The 19,288-nt window shown below is 55.4% G+C and carries 18 protein-coding genes and 1 pseudogene; 5 read left to right on the forward strand and 14 right to left on the reverse strand.

Annotated elements, in window-relative coordinates; translation table 11 throughout:
- The 7 genes and pseudogenes from ACSZO4_RS10935 to pdxA all read right to left on the reverse strand — a co-directional run.
- A pseudogene (locus ACSZO4_RS10935) lies at positions 1-761 on the reverse strand (transketolase); the annotation flags it as partial.
- A 20-nt stretch (positions 762-781) separates the two neighbouring features.
- Complete coding sequence (gene tal, locus ACSZO4_RS10940) at positions 782-1,732, reverse strand: transaldolase (RefSeq protein WP_437888947.1); 951 nt, start codon at positions 1,730-1,732, stop codon at positions 782-784.
- A gap of 26 nt (positions 1,733-1,758) precedes the next feature.
- Positions 1,759-2,217, reverse strand: coding sequence for an RpiB/LacA/LacB family sugar-phosphate isomerase (locus tag ACSZO4_RS10945; RefSeq protein WP_437888948.1), 459 nt, complete (start codon positions 2,215-2,217; stop codon positions 1,759-1,761).
- Between the two features lie 15 nt (positions 2,218-2,232).
- Positions 2,233-2,601, reverse strand: coding sequence for a PTS glucitol/sorbitol transporter subunit IIA (locus ACSZO4_RS10950; protein WP_437888949.1), 369 nt, complete (start codon positions 2,599-2,601; stop codon positions 2,233-2,235).
- Positions 2,602-3,618 (reverse strand): 2-keto-3-deoxygluconate permease, encoded by a 1,017-nt coding sequence (locus ACSZO4_RS10955; RefSeq protein ID WP_437888950.1) that lies wholly within the window; start codon positions 3,616-3,618, stop codon positions 2,602-2,604.
- A 76-nt stretch (positions 3,619-3,694) separates the two neighbouring features.
- Positions 3,695-5,422: a four-carbon acid sugar kinase family protein gene (locus tag ACSZO4_RS10960; RefSeq protein ID WP_437888951.1), complete on the reverse strand. Its 1,728-nt coding sequence runs from the start codon at positions 5,420-5,422 to the stop codon at positions 3,695-3,697.
- A 27-nt stretch (positions 5,423-5,449) separates the two neighbouring features.
- On the reverse strand, positions 5,450-6,457 hold the full coding sequence (gene pdxA / locus ACSZO4_RS10965) for a 4-hydroxythreonine-4-phosphate dehydrogenase PdxA (RefSeq protein ID WP_437888952.1): 1,008 nt from the start codon (positions 6,455-6,457) through the stop codon (positions 5,450-5,452).
- Positions 6,458-6,691: 234 nt separating this feature from the next.
- Between pdxA and ACSZO4_RS10970 the strand changes: the two genes are divergently transcribed.
- Together ACSZO4_RS10970 and ACSZO4_RS10975 are read left to right on the forward strand one after the other, a co-directional pair.
- Entirely contained in the window at positions 6,692-7,486 is a 795-nt protein-coding gene (locus ACSZO4_RS10970) for a triose-phosphate isomerase (protein WP_437888984.1), read from the forward strand.
- A gap of 35 nt (positions 7,487-7,521) precedes the next feature.
- The gene (locus ACSZO4_RS10975; protein WP_437888953.1) at positions 7,522-8,484 is read left to right on the forward strand and encodes a sugar-binding transcriptional regulator; all 963 of its coding nucleotides are present in this window, start codon (positions 7,522-7,524) and stop codon (positions 8,482-8,484) included.
- 30 nt (positions 8,485-8,514) lie between these two features.
- Here the strand turns inward: ACSZO4_RS10975 and ACSZO4_RS10980 are convergent, their stop codons facing one another.
- Positions 8,515-9,897, reverse strand: a complete 1,383-nt coding sequence (locus ACSZO4_RS10980; protein WP_437888954.1) for an amino acid permease — start codon at positions 9,895-9,897, stop codon at positions 8,515-8,517.
- 331 nt (positions 9,898-10,228) lie between these two features.
- Here ACSZO4_RS10980 and ACSZO4_RS10985 point away from each other — a divergent pair, with 331 nt between their 5' ends.
- The 3 genes from ACSZO4_RS10985 (at position 10,229) to ACSZO4_RS10995 (ending at position 12,806) form a co-directional block, all read left to right on the forward strand.
- The gene (locus tag ACSZO4_RS10985) at positions 10,229-10,708 is read left to right on the forward strand and encodes an Lrp/AsnC family transcriptional regulator (RefSeq protein WP_437888955.1); all 480 of its coding nucleotides are present in this window, start codon (positions 10,229-10,231) and stop codon (positions 10,706-10,708) included.
- A 252-nt stretch (positions 10,709-10,960) separates the two neighbouring features.
- On the forward strand, positions 10,961-11,575 hold the full coding sequence (locus ACSZO4_RS10990; protein ID WP_437888956.1) for a YitT family protein: 615 nt from the start codon (positions 10,961-10,963) through the stop codon (positions 11,573-11,575).
- Between the two features lie 37 nt (positions 11,576-11,612).
- Positions 11,613-12,806, forward strand: a complete 1,194-nt coding sequence (locus ACSZO4_RS10995) for an aromatic amino acid transaminase (protein WP_437888957.1) — start codon at positions 11,613-11,615, stop codon at positions 12,804-12,806.
- Between the two features lie 20 nt (positions 12,807-12,826).
- Here the strand turns inward: ACSZO4_RS10995 and ACSZO4_RS11000 are convergent, their stop codons facing one another.
- The 6 genes from ACSZO4_RS11000 to ACSZO4_RS11025 form a co-directional block, all read right to left on the reverse strand.
- Positions 12,827-15,151 carry a molybdopterin-dependent oxidoreductase gene (locus ACSZO4_RS11000; RefSeq protein ID WP_437888958.1) on the reverse strand — a complete coding sequence of 775 codons (2,325 nt, stop codon included), beginning with the start codon at positions 15,149-15,151 and terminating at the stop codon, positions 12,827-12,829.
- A 162-nt stretch (positions 15,152-15,313) separates the two neighbouring features.
- On the reverse strand, positions 15,314-16,075 hold the full coding sequence (locus ACSZO4_RS11005) for an SDR family NAD(P)-dependent oxidoreductase (protein WP_437888959.1): 762 nt from the start codon (positions 16,073-16,075) through the stop codon (positions 15,314-15,316).
- A gap of 3 nt (positions 16,076-16,078) precedes the next feature.
- Positions 16,079-16,534 carry an S-ribosylhomocysteine lyase gene (locus ACSZO4_RS11010; protein WP_437888960.1) on the reverse strand — a complete coding sequence of 152 codons (456 nt, stop codon included), beginning with the start codon at positions 16,532-16,534 and terminating at the stop codon, positions 16,079-16,081.
- Positions 16,535-16,566: 32 nt separating this feature from the next.
- Positions 16,567-17,235, reverse strand: a complete 669-nt coding sequence (locus ACSZO4_RS11015; protein ID WP_437888961.1) for a methionine ABC transporter permease — start codon at positions 17,233-17,235, stop codon at positions 16,567-16,569.
- Positions 17,228-18,241, reverse strand: a complete 1,014-nt coding sequence (locus ACSZO4_RS11020) for a methionine ABC transporter ATP-binding protein (RefSeq protein WP_437888962.1) — start codon at positions 18,239-18,241, stop codon at positions 17,228-17,230. Before ACSZO4_RS11020 ends, ACSZO4_RS11015 begins: the two co-directional genes overlap by 8 nt.
- An 8-nt stretch (positions 18,242-18,249) precedes the next feature.
- Positions 18,250-19,056: a MetQ/NlpA family ABC transporter substrate-binding protein gene (locus ACSZO4_RS11025; RefSeq protein ID WP_437888963.1), complete on the reverse strand. Its 807-nt coding sequence runs from the start codon at positions 19,054-19,056 to the stop codon at positions 18,250-18,252.
- Positions 19,057-19,288: the final 232 nt, after the last annotated feature.

Genomic DNA, 19,288 nt, shown 5'->3' on the forward strand with positions numbered 1-19,288 from the left:
CCGAAACCGATAATGGTTTTGCACATCAGCAGGGACGGCTTGTCGGTGACCGCTTTCGCCGCTTCCACTGCGCGTTTGATAGCGTCGGCATCGTGACCGTCCACGCCGCGCACCACGTGCCAGCCGTAGGCTTCAAAGCGGGCTGCGGTGTCGTCGGTGAACCAGCCTTCAACGTGGCCGTCGATGGAGATACCGTTGTCGTCATAGAAGGCGACCAGTTTGCCAAGCGCGAGCGTGCCCGCCAGGGAGCACACTTCATGGGAGATACCTTCCATCATGCAGCCGTCGCCCATAAAGACCCAGGTGCTGTGGTCAACAATGTCATGGCCCGGACGGTTAAACTGCGCCGCCAGCGTTTTCTCGGCAATCGCCATCCCCACGGCATTGGCAATCCCCTGACCCAGCGGGCCGGTTGTCGTCTCAACGCCCGGCGTGTAACCCACTTCAGGATGGCCCGGGGTTTTGGAGTGTAGCTGGCGGAAACTCTGCAAATCATTCAGTGAAACATCATAGCCCGTCAGATGCAGCAGGCTGTAAATCAGCATTGAACCGTGGCCGTTGGACAGCACGAAACGGTCGCGGTCTGCCCATGCCGGGTTGTTCGGGTTGTGGTTCAGGAAATCACGCCACAGGACTTCGGCGATGTCTGCCATTCCCATCGGGGCGCCCGGGTGACCGGATTTGGCTTTCTGTACCGCGTCCATTGAGAGCGCACGCAGGGCGTTGGCGCACGTGCGGCGCTGTAATTTTGCTGTGTTCATCTTTTATCCTTGCGGGCAGATCAGAGCATGTCGCGGATCATATTTTCCAGTTTGAGCTGATCGGCAGCAAACAGGCGGATCCCTTCGGCCAGTTTTTCAACCGCCATCGGATCCTGATGATGCTGCCAGAGGAACTCGGCCTGACTCATTGGGCTGGGGCGGTTTTCACTGACGCAGCCTGGATTGAGCTGCCGCGTGAGCGGAGCATCACAGGCTGCCAGCTCATCAAGCAGCGCCGGAGAGATGGTCAGACGATCGCACCCGGCCAGGGCCTGAATCTGTTCAATGCGGCGGAAACTTGCCCCCATCACCACCGTCTCGTAACCGTGAATTTTGTAGTACTGGTAAATCTCCCGTACCGATTTCACTCCCGGATCGTTTTCAGCAACGTAAGCGGCCTGAGGGGCATTTTTCTGGTACCAGTCGTAGATACGCCCGACAAAAGGTGAAATCAGAAATACCCCGGCTTCGGCGCAGGCGCGAGCCTGGGCGAAGGAGAACAACAGGGTCAGGTTACAGTTGATGCCGCTCTGCTCCAGCTCTTCTGCGGCCCGGATCCCTTCCCAGGTCGCCGCCAGCTTGATGAGGATGCGCGACGGGGAGATACCGTTTTGCTGATACATCTGGATGAGTTTGCGGGCCCGGGAGACGCACATGCCCCGATCCCAGGCAAAGCGGGCATCCACTTCGGTGGAGATACGCCCCGGCACATGGCGCAGGACTTCCGTCCCAATATCCACCGCCACCTGATCGCAGGCATTAATCAGTTGTGTTTCCGCGCTCCCGCCCTGACGGCGCGCTTTACCCACCGCATCGGCGATCAGGGCCTGGTATTGCGGTAACTGCGCCGCTTTCAGCACCAGCGACGGGTTGGTGGTCGCATCCTGGGGGGCGAATTTCTTAATTGAGTCGATATCACCGGTGTCTGCAACGACCACGGTCATGGCTTTTAAGGCTTGCAACTGGTTCATCACGTTCTCCTTACGCGCCGTGGCGTTTAGTCTCTGACATGCTGGTTCTGGTAGTAATCAATGCGCTCTACTTTGGCCGCAGAACCGCCCCCTTCATACTCCGACTCAAGCCACGCCTGGATAATTTTTTTACCCAGTTCAGGCGCAATAACACGAGCGCCGAGGGTAACAATTTGCGCGTTGTTACTTTTGCGCGCCCGTTCGGCAGAGAAGGTGTCGTGGCACTGTGCGGCACGCACACCCGGCACTTTATTGGCCACAATGCTCATACCAATACCGGTTCCACAAATTAAGATGCCGCGATCGTGCTCTCCCTGTTTAACAGCCATCGCAACTTCATGGGCAACATCAGGATAATAATTGGCGTCTGCACGCTTATCGCTGCTGTAATCCACAACGGCGATCCCCTGCTCTGCCAGATAACTGACAATAGCATCGCGAAATACGTAGGCCGCATCATCTGCACCAATGGCGATTGTTTTCATAACAGTGTCCTTAAATTATTCACTTAAAATAAAAATCTGCTCCCCCGGGAGGATCTTTTGTGGCGTCGGCCCACATAAATGGACCGTGCCAGGTAATTCAGCGTCAATCGCGCCATCAAAACTTAATGTAATATGTCCAAGCTGTTTAAAGTTCGCCGTTGCCACATCACCGACTGCGGTAATTCGATATAAATTATTATTTATTTTTACAACCAGGCCGGGTAATAGCACCGCATTAAACTCTCCTGCCCGGTGCACGGCGCAATAATCGGCGATATCTGCAGGAACAGGCTCGGAAAATAAAATTAATTTATCCTCTTTTAGATATTCCGCGACAAACTCACCGACATAGGTTATTTCCAGTTGGGACAACGGCGACGACATTTATTTGTTTCCTTTACTGACCTGAGATGACAGCGGCACCGCTTTTTCTTCCACCACCGCAACCTCCTCCACCGCTGGCGCACGGGCTTTCAGGCGTTTATCAAACCAGGCCACCAGCACCGGCGCGGTAAGCATGGTGATGATACTGGCGGTCGCCAGCTGAGCCGTGGCGGCGTCGACGTAGACGGCGAGCGAGGGATCAGCCTGAGCAACCATTGCGGGTGTCAGCGCAGAGCTTGCGGCGGTAGTACCCAGAGCGGCCCCGAGCGCTGTTTTCTTCTTCAGGAACAGGTTGTAGAGGAAGTAGAAAATGATGCCGGTAATGGCCGAGATAATCCCCAGCACAATGCCCGACAGCCCGGCGGTGAACACCGTATTAATGCTGGAGTTCGCCCCAATGGCAAACGACATAATGATAATGATCAGCGGCTGCGCCGAGGCACAAAGCTGCTTGAAGCGATCGTCAAGGTTGCCCCACAGCATGCCGATCAGCAGCGGGATCAGCATAGATAGCAGCGCCGCAAACGGAATATTCGCCAGACCGCTGACGCCGAGCACCATCATGGTGACAAAGGGGCCGTCTTTGATACAGAACACCGAAATAGCCCCGGCATCGCTGGCATCACCGTAGTTACTGCACAGGGCGATATAGAGCGAGCTGTTGGAGCTGGTCAGGCAGGCGACAAATGCCAGGGTTGAGATCCCAAGAAATCCCACCGGGCCAAACATCGCCCCCACAACCCACACCGCCAGCGCACCGGCGATACACTTCAGTATCAACAGTACCGCCCCTTTATACAGCGGCAGCCCTGCCTGACGAATATTGATAGAGGTGCCGCATATCAGCAGGAATATCCCCATCATGGCGCTGGATCCGACTTTAAACAGGGCGGTTGTAGGGCCGCCAATGGTTAAAACCTGAGGGGCAAAGGTATTGAGTAGAATAGCCACCAGCAGCGGAATAATAATAAGACCGCCGGGCACTTTATTCATTTTATCAAAGATATTAATCTTCATAGGATAACTCGCATACGGATACATTGGTGAATTAACCACGACGCACTGCCCGGATAATTATCCGCGTCGCATATTATTATTTATGTGATTGCAGTGATTCTTTATAAATATGTTCAACAATAGTACTAATAATATCTTCCGGTCCGGTTAAACCGCCTTTACCCACGCAAACCAGTCCGGCATATTCCCCACCGATAATTCTCACCATATCGGTTTGCGGAATAACATAGTCGATCATTTCGATCCCCGTGGCCCCCAACTCTTTAAGCACGTTGACCATAGTATCGCCGCCGGTCATATACAAACCTTTGATCTCTTCCGGCGCACAATTGAGGATCTCTTTAACAATACTGCCGAGGCCTTTATTGATATTGTCTGCCGCCTGTCCGTGGTCGAGGTTGAAGCGTTGCTCTTCTTCCCGCAGATCCAGCAGCCTGCCGGTCAGCGCCGATTCAAACACAAAGAGCGCGTTTTTATGCTCGGTAACGCACTTCTGCGCCTGGCGGACAACACGGCTGATTTCGATCTCAGCAGCATTTTTACGATCTACCAGCAGTTCAGCATCCACCGGAATATGGCAAACGCGATTGTCGTGGGCGATTAAATGGCTGAGCTGCTTTTTGGTCACCGGGGTTGCGCTTCCGGCCACAATCACCACCGATCCGTTCTGAGCGCTGCGCGCTAATGGCTGTTGCTCCAGGCGTTTTTCTTCCCGCATCAGGCCACGGTGCACGGCAAGACGCTCGGTAAACGGCCCCGGATCCACTGCCAGTACGTTCCAGTTCAGGTCCACCACCGCGCGGGCAATGGCGTTCACATCGTCGAGGGTGATGGCGTCCACCACAATCACCCGCGAGCCATCCTGCTGACGCGCCTGTAACTGCTGCTGAATCACCTCATTGCCCTGCATCACCTGGGAGAGCGCAATATGCCCGACATGGTGTTGAGTCTGATTAGCCAGCAGACCCGGCACCCAGGACTCAGTAACCGGGGTACGTACATCGCGCGCCACATCGGTACAGGAGAGCGCCACCGAATCAATCACCGAATAGCCCCCCACCAGAATACGGCGGGACTGCGGCATGGCGGGCACCACCACGGCGACCGTCTCCTGCGGCAACAGCGACAGCATGGCGTCAATCTCATAACCAATACCGCCACGCAGGGTGGTATCGATCCGCTTAGTGAAGTAATGCGCACCGCGAGATTTGAGCTGTTGCACTGCGGCACTCACCCGCTGCTGGGCTTCTGCTTTCGGCAACGGGCGACTGTCGCTGCTTACCACCATCGCCGGATATTCCACTTCATTACGGGCGAAGGAGTCGGTATCAAAAAAGGCCGCTGTTTTCAGTCCGCTGCGCGCCAGCAGTACGCCAACGGTGGTGGCCCCGGTTAAATCGTCAGCCACAATCCCGAGCCTGCCGCCTTCACCTGCGGGATAGACCATTTCAATGCAGGCCGGTGTCACGCCGGAAACATAGATACCCTCGTGGATAAACTCCGCCAGCGGGCCGCTTTTACCGGTGTGATGCAGGTTGATGGTTGGGATACCGCGTTTCGGGTAGAGACCGCAGCGCAGGGTGCCGCCGCAGTCGATAACCATTACGCCAATGTCGTTTTCTGCCGGTTCACCATGTTTGAACACATCGACCGACGGCCAGCCGGTCAGTTCACAGAGGCGGTCAACCACCGCAGGGCGGATGCCCCCGGTGATATAGGCGATTTTTTTCGGCTGTCCGAGCATGACCGTTAACGGCCCGCCCCAGCCCTTACTTCCTTTACTAATTAACAGATGTTTTTCCATTCTCTGCCCCTCAGTATGCAAGACGCCTTAGTGCTGTTTCATTTTCCAGTAGCGCGCGGAGACCAGGGTGGACTCCACCATGCTGACCGTGCCTGCTTTGCCTGTTCCGGCAATATCAAACGCCGTACCGTGGTCAACGGAGCTGCGCATAAACGGCAGGCCGAAGGTGATGGTGATGGAGCGTTCGAAATCGAGGGTTTTACAGGCGATATGTCCCTGATCGTGGTAGAGCGACAGGATGGCGTCATAGCGACCTTGCTTACCGAGGTGGAAAACAGAGTCTGCCGGTACCGGGCCGATGGCATTGATCCCCAGTTCCTGCGCCGCTTTCACCGCCGGGATCAGGTTATCCGCCTCTTCATGGCCAAACAGGCCGTTGTCAGAGCCGTGCGGGTTCAGCGCCGCCACCGCAATGCGCGGGTTTTGAATATTCAGGGCGGTGAATTCATGATGGATCTGCTGAACGCAGGCCAGCACACGCTCTTTATTGGCGTAATCGCAGGCATCTTTCAGCGCCATATGGCGGCTGACGAAGAAGACGCGCAGGTTGTGGACGTGGAACATGGTCAGGCCGTAATCCGAGTGGGTTTCCACCTGATAGATTTCGGTGTGCCCCGGCAGCTTACAGCCCGCCAGTTTGATAGCTTCCTTGTGAATAGGCGCGGTGGAGACCACATCAATCAGGCCTGCTTTACCCAGCTCAATGGATTTCAGCACATAGTCCAGAGACATCTGGCCAGCCAGCTTTTGCACCTTGCCCCAGACAATGCTGTCGCAGTCATACTCGCCGGTTTCCAGTACGTCCAGCGTGCCCCAGGTGAACTTCGCCTGCGAAGGCGAGGTGATTTTATTGACCGCGAAATCGCATCCCTGAATTTTCATCGCCCGCTCAATAATGGGCACCGAACCGATGAGAAAGGGTTTGCACTCGTCGTATACGCTTTTGTCCATCAGAGTGGCGACGGTAATTTCCGGGCCAATCCCGGCAGGATCGCCAATAGTGACTGCTACAACGGGTTTTTTATCTACAGACATCGTTGGACCTCTCGGTAATGTTCATATGTTCACTTGCAAATCATATGAACACTAAGCTAACTGATGCCTTGCCGATTAGAAGTGATGAAAGTCACAGAAAAAAACTGCCCGTTATTTTCGATCGTAAAAATGCGATCTAACATATGTTCACGCACTGAATAAATGTTCAATCTGAAAACATTGCGGCATAACCTGTTATGCAACTGATTGATTAACAAGGATCTGGAGAGAATGATGAAACGCCTGATGATTGGCACCAGCTGGAAGATGAACAAACCTTTGTCACAGGCTATGGCCTGGTGTGATGCCCTGGCAACCCAGTTGCCGCCGGTATTACACCCCGCTGTTCAGCCTTTTTTTATCCCGCCATTTACCGCCATTGCGCCGGTGACCGCATTTCTTAAAGCCCACAATCTGCCCTGCCTGACCGGTGCGCAGAATATGCATCAGGACGAAGCCGGTGCCTGGACGGGCGAGATCTCCGCCAGCATGATCGCGGAAACGGGGGCAACCCTTGTGGAAATGGGCCATTCTGAGCGGCGCGGCGCATTTAATGAAACCGACGCAGCCATCAATGACAAAGTACATACCGCGCTGCGTCACGGCCTGCGACCGCTGGTGTGCATTGGCGACAGCGGCGATGAGAAACGCTGGGGAGTCTCCGTCGAAACCGTAGTACGGCAGATGAAAATAGCCCTCTATGGCCTTAGCGCTGAGCAGGCGAAACAGACGCTGATTGCCTACGAACCCATCTGGGCCATCGGCGAGCATGGCACCCCGGCCACACCTGAGCAGGCGGCGGAAATCCATCAGGCGCTGCGTTCAGCGCTTTGCGCGCTTTATGGTCGCGAAGAGGGGCAGCAGATTTCTCTGCTCTATGGCGGCAGCGTCAATCTGCAAAACTGCGTCGAACTGGTTTCCGAGGACAATATTGATGGTCTGTTTATCGGTCGTTCGGCCTGGGAGGCCGCAGGGTATTGCGCAATTGTGCAGCGCGTAGTGCAGGATTTTATAACAAAAGCACAGTAGTATTAGGCAGGTACTGGTAATGGAAAAACAACGCGATGGCTGAACAAGACTCTGATTATGAACTCCTGACGGAAATAGCCGTGGCTTATTACGACCAGGAGCAGACCCAGGAAGAAATTGCTCAACGGTTTGGGATCTCACGCATCAAGGTTGGCCGACTACTGAAGAAGGCCCGCCATGAAGGGATCGTTGAGATCAACGTGAAATATCATCCGGTCTTTAGTTCGCAGATTGAACAACAGTTCATTCAAAATTTTGCTATGAAGCGGGTACTGATCGCCCTCGATCATCACGATGAAGATGAGCAGCGCCAGCAGGTTGCCGCGCTGGTGAGCAACTACCTCGCCACCATTTTGAAGAATGATATGACCGTGGCCATTGGCCAGGGGCGCAATGTGGCGGCGGTTGCCAATCATGTGGGGATCTTCCCGGAACGTAACTGCCGTTTTATCTGCGGTATTGGCGGCACCACCCGTGATGGTCAGTTGATTGACGCCGACCATATCAGCCGTAATCTGGCGCGTAAGTTTAACGGCCATAGCGAAACGCTGTATGCCCCGGCTTACGTTGAAACTCCGGCGCTGCGCGAAGCCTTTATCCAGAACCGATTAATCAAAGCCACCCTTGAGCAGGCGAGTAAAGCGGATGTGGCGATCATCGGTCTGGGAGACATGAACGAAAACAGCTTTATGGTGCAGCTCGGCTGGTTTACGCCGCAGGAGATTATCACCGCCCGCCAGGAGCAGGGTGTGGTGGGCGATCTGGCCGGTTACAGCTTCTTTAACATCCAGGGCACGCCGGTCGATACGGTGATGAACAACCGGGTTATTGGTCTGAGTCTGGAGCAACTGCGCGCCATTCCCTGCGTGATTGCCATTGCTTCAGAAAGTACCAAAGCCACCGCCATCCTTGGCGCACTGCGTACCGGGGTGATTGATGTGCTGGCGACCAGCGCCTCAAACGCCCGCACGGTTATTCATCTGCACAAAGCCTTGTAAGACGCCGGAGCCTGACTCCGGCGCTCTCACTTATCCCTGATTCACTTCCGCCACCAGCCCGGCGGCGGCGGTACGTTTTTTCTTCAGCATATAGCCGATGCCGAGCACCAGCAGCCATGCCGGGATCAGGCACACCGAGATACGGATCCCCGGCGTCATAAACATCACCACCAGGATCCCGGCCAGGAACAGCAGGCAGATTACGTTAGTCAGCGGGTAACCCAGGCTCTTAAAAGCGGTAGATTTACCGGCAAGCTGCATCGCTTTGCGGAATTTCAGGTGCGTAATGCAGATCATCGCCCAGTTGATCACCAAAGCCGCGACCACCAGCGCCATCAACAGCTCAAAGGCTTTGCCTGGCATCACATAGTTAATCACCACGCACAGGGCCGTCGCCAGCGCGGAAATCCCCAGCGCATTGAGTGGGATCCCCCGGCGATTGACTTTCAGGAACGAGCGCGGCGCATTGCCCTGTTGAGCCAGACCGAACAGCATACGGCTGTTACAGTAAACGCAGCTGTTGTAGACCGAGAGTGCGGCTGAGAGCACCACGAGGTTGAGGGCATTGGCCACAATGTTGCTGTCCAGCGCATGGAAAATCAGCACAAAGGGACTGCCGCCTTCCACCACGTTTTTCCACGGGTAGAGGGACAGCAACACCGCCAGCGATCCCACATAAAACAGCAGAATACGGTAGATAACCTGATTGGTGGCTTTGGGGATGCTTTTCTGCGGATCGTCAGCTTCTGCCGCCGTAATGCCCACCAGCTCAAGGCCGCCAAAGGAGAACATGATCACCGCCATCGCCATCACCAGGCCGCTGATGCCGTTAGGGAAGAAGCCGCCATCCTGCCACAGGTTAGCAACGGAGGCGTCCGGGCCGCCATTGCCGCTAAACAGCAGGTAACCGCCAAAAGCGATCATGCTGATAATGGCCGCCACTTTGATAATGGAGAACCAGAACTCCATCTCGCCGTATACTTTCACGTTGGTCAGGTTGATGGCGTTAATGGCAACGAAGAAGATCCCCGCAGAGACCCAGGTCGGTACTTCCGGCCACCAGTACTGAATATAAATACCCACTGCGGTCAGCTCCGCCATGCTCACCAGCACATAGAGCACCCAGTAGTTCCAGCCGGACATAAACCCGGCGAACGGCCCCCAGTAGCGGTTGGCAAAATGGCTGAATGAGCCTGCAACCGGCTCCTCGACCACCATTTCGCCAAGCTGGCGCATGATGAAAAAGGCAATCACGCCGGCAATGGCGTAGCCCAGTAGCACTGATGGCCCGGCCATGCGAATGGTCTGAGCGATACCTAAAAATAGCCCAGTGCCGACGGCACCTCCGAGCGCAATCAACTGGATATGTCGGTTTTTTAACCCGCGTTTTAATTCATTATCGTGCGTTGCCATCTGCCCCACCCCTGTCTGTAAAAGTCACTCCGCTCTCAGCAACTTTCAGGCCAGCCGCAACCAGAAGCCGGGGGAAAACAAGCTAACTGACTGAATAATTGAAAAATATAAATATTTACGTATTGTCACGGCAGGTAAGAGATGGGGGAAATACCAGCTACATCGTGCGGTTTTAGCCTGTTAATTGCACATTTCATGAGAAAAAAGGCCATTAACTGCACGAATCTGAACCATTTTGGTGCAGGCATCCCAATGCTGACAGCGCCGGGCTTCCCGCTATCGAAAAAGCTGATAGTCTGTTAGCCACTCTTTTGTTCCGGTACTGGCATACATGTACAACATCGACGACTTTGATCTGAAAATTCTGACGCTGCTGCAAGGCAATGGCCGTTTGACCAACCAGGAGCTGAGCGACCTGATTGGCCTTTCCGCCTCGCAGTGCTCGCGGCGACGTATTGCCCTGGAGCAGTCGCAGTTGATCCTTGGCTACCACGCACGGCTCGCGCCGGACGCGGTGGGGCTGGAGATGCTGGGGCTGATTGAGGTGCGGCTGATTAACCACACCCAGGAGTATGTGGAGAGCTTCCACAAAATGCTCAGTGAAGTGGACGCCATTCTCGACGCCTGGAAAACCACCGGAGATGCCGATTATCTGCTGCGGGTTGCGGTGCCGGATTTACCGGGCTTAAGCCATTTAATCAGCCATATTCTTGCGCAAAACAAAGGTGTGGCGCACTTAAAAACCTCAGTGGTGTTAAATCGGCTGAAAGAGAATGGGCAGTTAATGCCCGGCAACGACGATCTGCCCTGATTTGGGGCGACATGCCTTTTTTTGGTGCAATGCAGTGACTGATTAACGCGCGTATCGGGCTTAAAATACACACATTACCCGCATGGAAGCTCACACATGCACACTTTGTGCAAAACTCTCTTTTTCGCCATTTCAAGGTGTTAGCTGTCGGGCTGCCTGTTTTTCCCTCATTCAGCGGCGGATGAGTGCGGATCTGGTGCGATTTTTGCAAGAAATTGCTTATCTTTAGCAATAATTGAATCGTACTTTCTTATGGATAACGTCCTGACTCCTAATAAACTTGCTCATACCTGGCTGGAAGATGCACTGGCGCTGCTGTTCGGTACGCTGATGATCTCTTTTGGCGTGATTCTGTTTCGCCAGGCGGGCGCACTGACCGGCGGGACGGCGGGGATCGCATTTCTGATCCATTACGCGACTCATCTGCCTTTCGGCGCAGCGTTCTTTTTGATCAACCTGCCGTTTTACTGGCTGTCTGTTCGCCGGATGGGGATGCAGTTCACGCTGAAAACCTTCTGCGCGGTGGGACTGGTATCGCTGTTCTCCGATCTGCATGGCCGCTTTATTCATTTTGATCAGCTCAACCCCTACTATGCCACCCTGTTCGGCAACATTGTGGTCGGGATTGGTTTCGTGGTGCTGTTCCGCCATAAAGCCAGCCTTGGCGGGGTGAACATTCTGGCGCTCTATCTGCAGGACAAAAGCGACATTCGCGCGGGTAAATTCCAGATGGTCGTGGATGCCTGTATTGTGACCGCCTCGTTGTTCTTCGTGAGCCTGCCGATGCTGGCGACCTCCATTGTGGGTGCCGTGATCCTTAATTCGATTATTGCCATGAACCACCGCCCGGGACGCTACGCGGTGTAATGGATTGACCTCTGACTGTTATTTTCAGGAGTAGACTGTGTTCCAGAACGTTGACGCCTACGCGGGCGATCCTATCCTGTCGTTGATGGAGACTTTCCATCAGGACAACCGTGCTGACAAAGTAAACCTCAGCATTGGACTGTACTATAACGAGCAGGCCATCATTCCTCGCCTTGAGGCGGTACAACAGGCCGAAGCGCGCCTGCAAAGCCTGCCGCAAAAAGCCAGTCTTTATCTGCCGATGGAAGGTTTCGCCCCTTACCGCAGCGCTATTCAGCACCTGCTGTTTGGTGAGAATCATCCGGCGCTGAATGCCGGACGCATCGCCACCATTCAGACCCTCGGCGGCTCCGGCGCACTGAAAGTGGGTGCCGATTTCCTGAAGTCTTACTTCCCGGACTCTGAAGTGTGGGTGAGCGACCCGACCTGGGAAAACCATATCGCCATTTTCGCCGGCGCCGGATTCAAGGTGCATACCTATCCGTACTTCGACGAAACTACCCGTGGGGTCAACTTTGAGGCCATGCTGAGCAGCTTAAAACAGCTGCCGGCGCGCAGCATCGTGCTGTTGCATCCGTGCTGCCATAACCCGACCGGTGCCGATCTGACCAACGCCCAGTGGGATGAAGTCATTGAAGTGCTGATTTCCCGCGACCTGATCCCGTTCCTCGACATCGCCTATCAGGGCTTTGGCGCGGGGATTGAAGACGATGCCTACGCTATTCGCGCCATCGCCAGCACCGGTTTACCAGCGCTGGTAAGCAACTCCTTCTCCAAGATTTTCTCCCTGTATGGCGAGCGTGTCGGCGGATTGTCCGTTGTTTGTGAAGATGCTGAAGCCGCAGGCCGCGTACTGGGCCAACTGAAAGCGACGGTGCGCCGCAACTACTCCAGCCCGCCGAACTTTGGCGCGCAGGTGGTTTCTCTGGTGCTCAACGACCCGGAGCTGAATGCGTTGTGGCGCTCTGAAGTCGATGCCATGCGCACCCGCATCAGCGAAATGCGCCAGGCGCTGGTTGACGTACTGAAAGCAGCCCTGCCGGAGCATGACTTTAACTATCTGCTGACCCAGCGCGGCATGTTCAGCTACACCGGCTTTAGCCCGGCGCAGGTGGACAAACTGCGTGAAGCTTACGCTGTCTACCTGATTGCCAGCGGGCGTATCTGTGTGGCCGGGTTAAACCACGGCAACATCGAGCGTGTTGCTAACGCCTTTGCGGCGGTGCAGTAAGGTACACATCCCGCCTGTTTTCAGCGCTCACGCGTGACGAAAACAGGCGGTTGCCACGCCGTCACCTCTGGCGGCGTGCCGACAAACTTCTCGATCTCCACCTGACAGCTTTGTGCCGAACTGCCTTGCCCCAGACGCGAACTTCCGCGATCTTCGGTTAGTACATTGGGATTACCATGTTTATCGAGCGGCTGCGGGTCATGGCTGTTCAGTGGATCATACCAGGCGCCGGTCGACATCTGCACCACGCCAGGACGAATGGCCTCGCTCAGTCGGGCACCTGCCAGCAATGCCCCTCGCGGGTTGAAAACCTTCACCACATCTCCTTCGTGAATACCGCGTGACGCCGCATCCTGCGGGTGGATCCATACCGGCTCCCGGCCCGCCACTTTGGTCTTGCGGCTGAGGCTGCCGTGGTCGTACTGGCTGTGCAGCCTTGTGCGCGGCTGGCTGGAGAGCAAATGCAGCGGCCAGTGAAGCGCCTGCGTCCGTTGAAACTCGGCTTCCGGCTCGTGCCAGTAAGGGTGACCAGGACACTCTTCATAGCCAAAATCGGCAATGGTCTGCGAAAAGAGCTCTATTTTCCCGGAAGGTGTCGTCAGCGGATGCTTTAGCGGATCGTGACGAAAATCTTGCAGCAGGATCTGCGGCGCATCCGGGCGGGGAAATTCCAGCATCCCCTGCTGCCAGAAAGCGTCAAAATCCGGCAGGGAAATCCCCTCTTCGGCGGCGCGAGGACGGGACTCTTCGTACATCACCCGTAACCATTCGGCCACGCTGCGCCCTGCGCTAAAGGCTTCGCCAAAGCCGAGTCGGGCGGCCAGTTCGCTGAAGATCCCGTAGTCATCACGGGCGTCGGCAAACGGTGGAATATGCTGGCGCATGGCAATCATAAAGCCGTCGTTGCTGGCGCTGCCGATATCTTCCCGCTCAAGAGAGGTGGTGGCAGGCAGGACGATATCGGCAAATTTCGCCTGCGCGGTCCAGTACTGCTCGTGCACCACAATGGTTTCCGGGCGACGCCAGGCGCGGATCAACTTATTGAGATCCTGGTGGTGATGAAAGACATTGCCTCCGGCCCAGTACACGAGGCGAATATCCGGGTAGCGGAGGGTCTGTCCGTCAAATTCGTACGGCTCACCGGGCTTTAGCAGCATGTCGGCTATCCGTGCGACCGGGATTTTTTCCGTCACCGGATTGCGCCCCTGAGGCAGGCGCGGGCCGGAAAAGACCCGACGGTGGGCACCTGCCAGATTGGTGGAGGCATAGCCAAAACCTAACCCGCCGCCCGGCGTACCTGGCTGCCCGAGCAGCGCCGTGACGGCCACGGTAGCCCAGAAAGTCTGCTCTCCCTGCCGGGCGCGCTGAACCGACCAGGCAATATTGATCATCGTTTTATGCCGGGCCATATCCCGGGCAAGCTGGCGAATGGTCTGCGCGGGCAGCCCGGTAAGCGGGGCGGCCCATTCCGGCGTTTTCACCACCCCGTCGCCCTTGCCAAAGAGGTAATCACGGTATGGCGCAAAACCCACCGTGTGGCTGTCGACAAAGGCGCGGTCATAGTGTTCTTCGGCGATCAGTACCTGGCAGACCGCCAGCAACAGGGCAGTGTCGCTGCCAGGTTTAACCGCCAGCCAGTCGGCATCCGCCACGGCTGCAAGATCGTTTCGCACCGGGCTGATATTGATAAAGCGCGTACCCCTGGCGCGCAGGGTTTGCAGCCAGTGTTGCAACGCATGGTCGTTAGCGCCGCCGCCGTTGACCTGCGCATTGCGTAGCGGTAATCCGCCGATGGCGACAAACAGTTCGCAGTGCTCTGCCAGTAGCGGCCAGTGAGTATGCTGGCGCTGGAGGGTATCAAGATCGCCGAGAATATGCGGCAAGATGCGCTCGCCTGCGGCAATACTGTAGGTATTGGTGCTGCCGGTATAGCCGCCAAAAAAGTTGAGAAAGCGGTGGAGCTGGCCCTGAGCGTGGTGAAAACGCCCGGCGCTCGACCAGCCATAAGAACCGCCGTAAATCGCCGTATTGCCCTGCGCGTGTTTGACACGCTGTAGCTCACCGGCCACCAGCGTCAGCGCCTGCTCCCAGCTGACTTCAACAAATGGCTCCCGTCCCCGCCCTTCGCGGGAGGCCGCGCCATTTTTCAGAAAGCCCTCGCGCACCGCCGGACGGCGTACGCGTGACGCCCCCTGTACGGCATCGGGCAGCGATTCGCCAATCCGCGACGGGTTGCTGTCCCACTCAACCGGGCTAACGCCGGTGAGTTTGCCCTGCTGCGTTTCGATCTGGTAAGTGCCCCAGTGCATCACCGCCAGGTTGTGTTCCGGTTTCTCTGTTTTCATGATGGCGTCCCGCGAGTTCAGAGCCTGATCCATCAGGCGTATATTGTTGCAGGCAGTCTGGACGCGGACAGCGCGGAACAACCGGAGCGTACTTGTAGTACGTGAGGATTGTGAGCACTGCCCAGGTCCGGAATGGCAAATAAAATAGCCTGGGAGCAGGCGTTAATGCATCGTCATCCCACCAGTTACATTAATCGCCTGCCCGGTCATATAGGCGGCAAGGGGGCTTGCGAGAAACGCCACCACACCGGCCACATCGGCGGGTTGGGCGGTACGACCCAGCAGCACCTGCGAACAGTCTTCGGCATAAATCGCCTCCGGGGTCATGCCGCGCAGCTCTGCACCTTCCCGCCGCTCGCGCCATTTCATCTCGGTCTCCACGATGCCGGGGCAAACGGCATTGACCAGGATATTGTCGCGGGCCAGTTCAATCGCCATCACTTTGGTGAGACCGAGTACCGCATGTTTGGAAGCCACATACTGCCCCATCAGGCGGTAACCGTTTTTTCCCGCCTGCGAGGCAATATTGATAATGCGACCGCCGCTGCGCGCCTTCATCAGCGGGATCGCCGCTTCTGACAGCCAGCCGATGCTTTTGACGTTGACGTCGAGGATCCGCTGCCAGTCATCATCGCTCATCCGGGTCACGGGGTTCATGGCCGATACGCCGCAGCTGTTGACGAGAATATCGACGCCGCCAAATGTCTGCACAGCGGCCTCAATCAGCGAATGGGCCTGCTCACGGGAAGCCACATCAGTGCGCATAACCAGCTGGCGCGTGGTTTGCTCCCGCCCTCTGGCGGCAACATCGCCGATAACCACATTGGCTCCGCCCCGATGAAGCAGTTCAGCAATGGCTTTGCCGATGCCCTGTAAGCCCCCCGTCACCACGGCGGTCTGGCCGCTAAAATCCAGGGCAATCATCGCTTATGCCCTGAACGGGTCGTCACTGATCCCCGCCTCCAGCACCAGCTTCGCGTACTCCTGCGCGGAGAAGAGCGAGTGGTCACGATAGTTGCCGCAGGCCAACGGCGTTACTGCCGGGACGTCAGTGGCGGTAAGCACACGTTGCAGGACGCGGGTCAGCGCGGCGGCAATATCCGCCGGGGAGTGCTCATCCCAGAGGATCAGATAAAACCCGGTGCGGCAGCCCATCGGGGAGATGTCGATAACCCCTTCCAGCTCCTCACGCAGGTCAAAGGCCAGCAAATGCTCCAGGGTATGTAGCGCGGCCGTGGGAATAGCATCGACGTTGGGTTGCAGAAAACGTAAATCGAACTTTTGCACCACGCTCCCCAGCTTATGACGTTCATAACCGGCGACGCGCACATACGGGGCTTTCACTTTGGTATGGTCGAGGGTAAAGCTCTCTACGACAGGCATTTTTCACTCCTTAAGAATACGAAATAACAGGTTTACTCGCGGCGAAGGCGGCGGGCAAAGCGGGTTCCGAGGGTCTGAATTAACTGGACGATGACAATCAGCACCAGCGCGGTACTCAGCGTGGCAAAGGTGTCGAAACGCTGGTAGCCATAGGTAATAGCTAAGTCGCCAATGCCGCCGCCGCCCACGGTTCCGGCCATGGCGGTGGCGCCCAACAGGCCAATAGTAGCGGTGGTCAGGGCCAGAATGAGGGATGAAGCGGCCTCCGGCAGCATAAAGTGCCAGATGGTCTGTAACGTGGAAGCCCCCATGGCATCGGCGGCTTCCAGAATGCCGTCGTCCACTTCCAGCAGCGAGCTTTCCACCAGCCGGGAAATATAGGGGGCGATAAAGACAATCAGCGGCACTATCGCGCCGGCGGTGCCGATGGTGGTGCCGACCAACAGCCGGGTAAACGGCAGGATGGTGATCAACAGAATGATAAAGGGCAGCGAGCGGACAACGTTGATCACCGGGTTAAGCACCTGATGGACAAAACGGCTGGGCAGGATACCGCCGGGGCGGCAGACTACCAGCACAATGCCGAGCGGGATGCCGAGCAGGGAGCCAAACGCAAGGGCTACGCCGATCATTATCAGGGTATCGTGCAGCGCCAGCAGGAACTGATCGCCGGTGACAGCGGTATCGATAAATTCAAACATGGGTGATTTTCACTCCTGCATCCCGGAGGTCGTCGATCGCGCGCTCAGTGTGAACCGGGTCGCCAATGACCTGAACTATCATGAAACCGAGGATCCGCCCCTGCACTTCGGACATTGAGGCAAACAGGATATTCACCTCGATGTCGAACGTCTTAATGATGCGGTTAATGATCGGCTGCTGGGCGGTGATCCCCACAAACTCAAGGCGTAAGGCCCGGGCGTCGCCGTCGCGTTTCAGCACCTCTTCCACCCTTGCCGGAAGCGTGTCGTGAATAACGGATTGCACAAAATTGGCGGTGACCGGATGCCGGGGTTCGGCAAAAAGCCGGAATACATCGCCCTGCTCAACGATGCTGCCGTTTTGCATCACCGCCACCTTGTTGCAGATCCGCTGAATAACGGACATCTCATGGGTGATCAGCACAATGGTTATCCCATAGCGGTGGTTGATCTCCTGCAACAGTTGCAGGATCTGTACCGTAGTGTGGGGATCCAGCGCCGAGGTGGCTTCATCGCATAACAGCACCGACGGGTTAGTCGCCAGCGCCCGGGCAATGCCCACCCGCTGTTTTTGCCCACCGGAGAGTTCGTTGGGGTAGCTATTCACCTTATCGCTGAGATTCACAAATTCCAGCAACTCAGTGACCCGCGCCCGAATGAAGGCTTTGTCGCGGCCCTGTAAAATCAAGGGAATGGCCACATTGTGGAAAACGGTTTTCGAATTCAGCAAATTAAAGTTCTGAAAGATCATGCCAATTTCTTTTTTAATGGCATGCAGCCGTTTACCGTTAATGCCCTGTAGTGACTCACCGTTAACGATGACCTCTCCCTGGCCCGGCGATTCAAGACGATTGATTAAGCGTAGCAGAGTACTTTTCCCGGCACCGCTGTAACCAATAATCCCGAAAATATCGCCTTTGCCAATACTGAGGTTAATATCATTGAGCGCCAGAACAGGATTGCCATTACGGGAGAATGTTTTACTGACCTGGCGAAATTCAATCATTGCATTACTCATTTCAAATAATCAGGTAACAGATAGCCGTTATATTGTTCATGGGTCAGAATATAATTTTTGAAATCCGCAGAGCGATATCCATCAATAATATCCTTAGCAAAAGGCGCATCTTTATTTTTACCGGCAATAGTTACGATGTTAATAAACTGACTGACCGGGGTTTCGAGCTTCAGTGCTGAATTCAGTTTAAGCCCGCTGGAGACCGCAAAGTTACCCTGAATCAGGCCGTAATCGACGTCCGGCAAGGCACGCACCTGCTGGGCGTTATCCATCTCTTTGAGGACAATTTTGTACGGATTTTCGAGGATGTTGCGCTGAGAGAAGGTCGCCGGATCGCTGTCTGGCTTCAGTTTCACCCAGCCCAGGCTTTGCAGCACCAGCAGCGCGCGGTATTCATTAGGCGGCTGGTTTGGTACAGAAATCACCGTACCTGCTGCCGGTGTTTTAAGATCTTTGATTTTGCCGCTGTACAGGCCCATCGGCGGGGTTGGCACCTGAACAATACCGATGTTATCAATGCCCAGTCGCTCATTGACAGATTTCAGATACACCGGGTGCTGCATAATATTGGCTTCAATATTGCCACGCGCGACTGCGTCATTAACCTGAATGCCATCACTGAAATCTTTATATTCTACGGTGTAGCCTTTTTTAATAAGATAAGGGGCAACACCTTTTTCAAACTGTTCTTTATATGGCCCGGGATTGAATCCCACGCGAATTGTTTTGTCCTGCGCCACAGCCATAAATGAAGAAGATGAAAGTAAGGCAAAGACTAAACCAAATAAAACTGGCTTGTTCATAACATCATTGTCCCAGGTGGTTTGCAATTGCAATCGATTAAATCACAGCACTCTGTGAGTTGTAAGTCAGATTGGCTTATTTTATTTTGCTTTTTTGTTATATAGATAACCGGAGGGCACATATATTAAAATTAAAAATAGACAGTCTTTTTTGTTCTTAAGTTAATGCAGGCAAAGAATGTAAACCGGGGAGTCGTTGTGCAATAGTCACTCATCACTTTATTTAGCCGGA

It is taken from the genome of Phytobacter sp. V91 (assembly GCF_965644225.1).
Lineage (GTDB): Bacteria > Pseudomonadota > Gammaproteobacteria > Enterobacterales > Enterobacteriaceae > CBFFRJ01.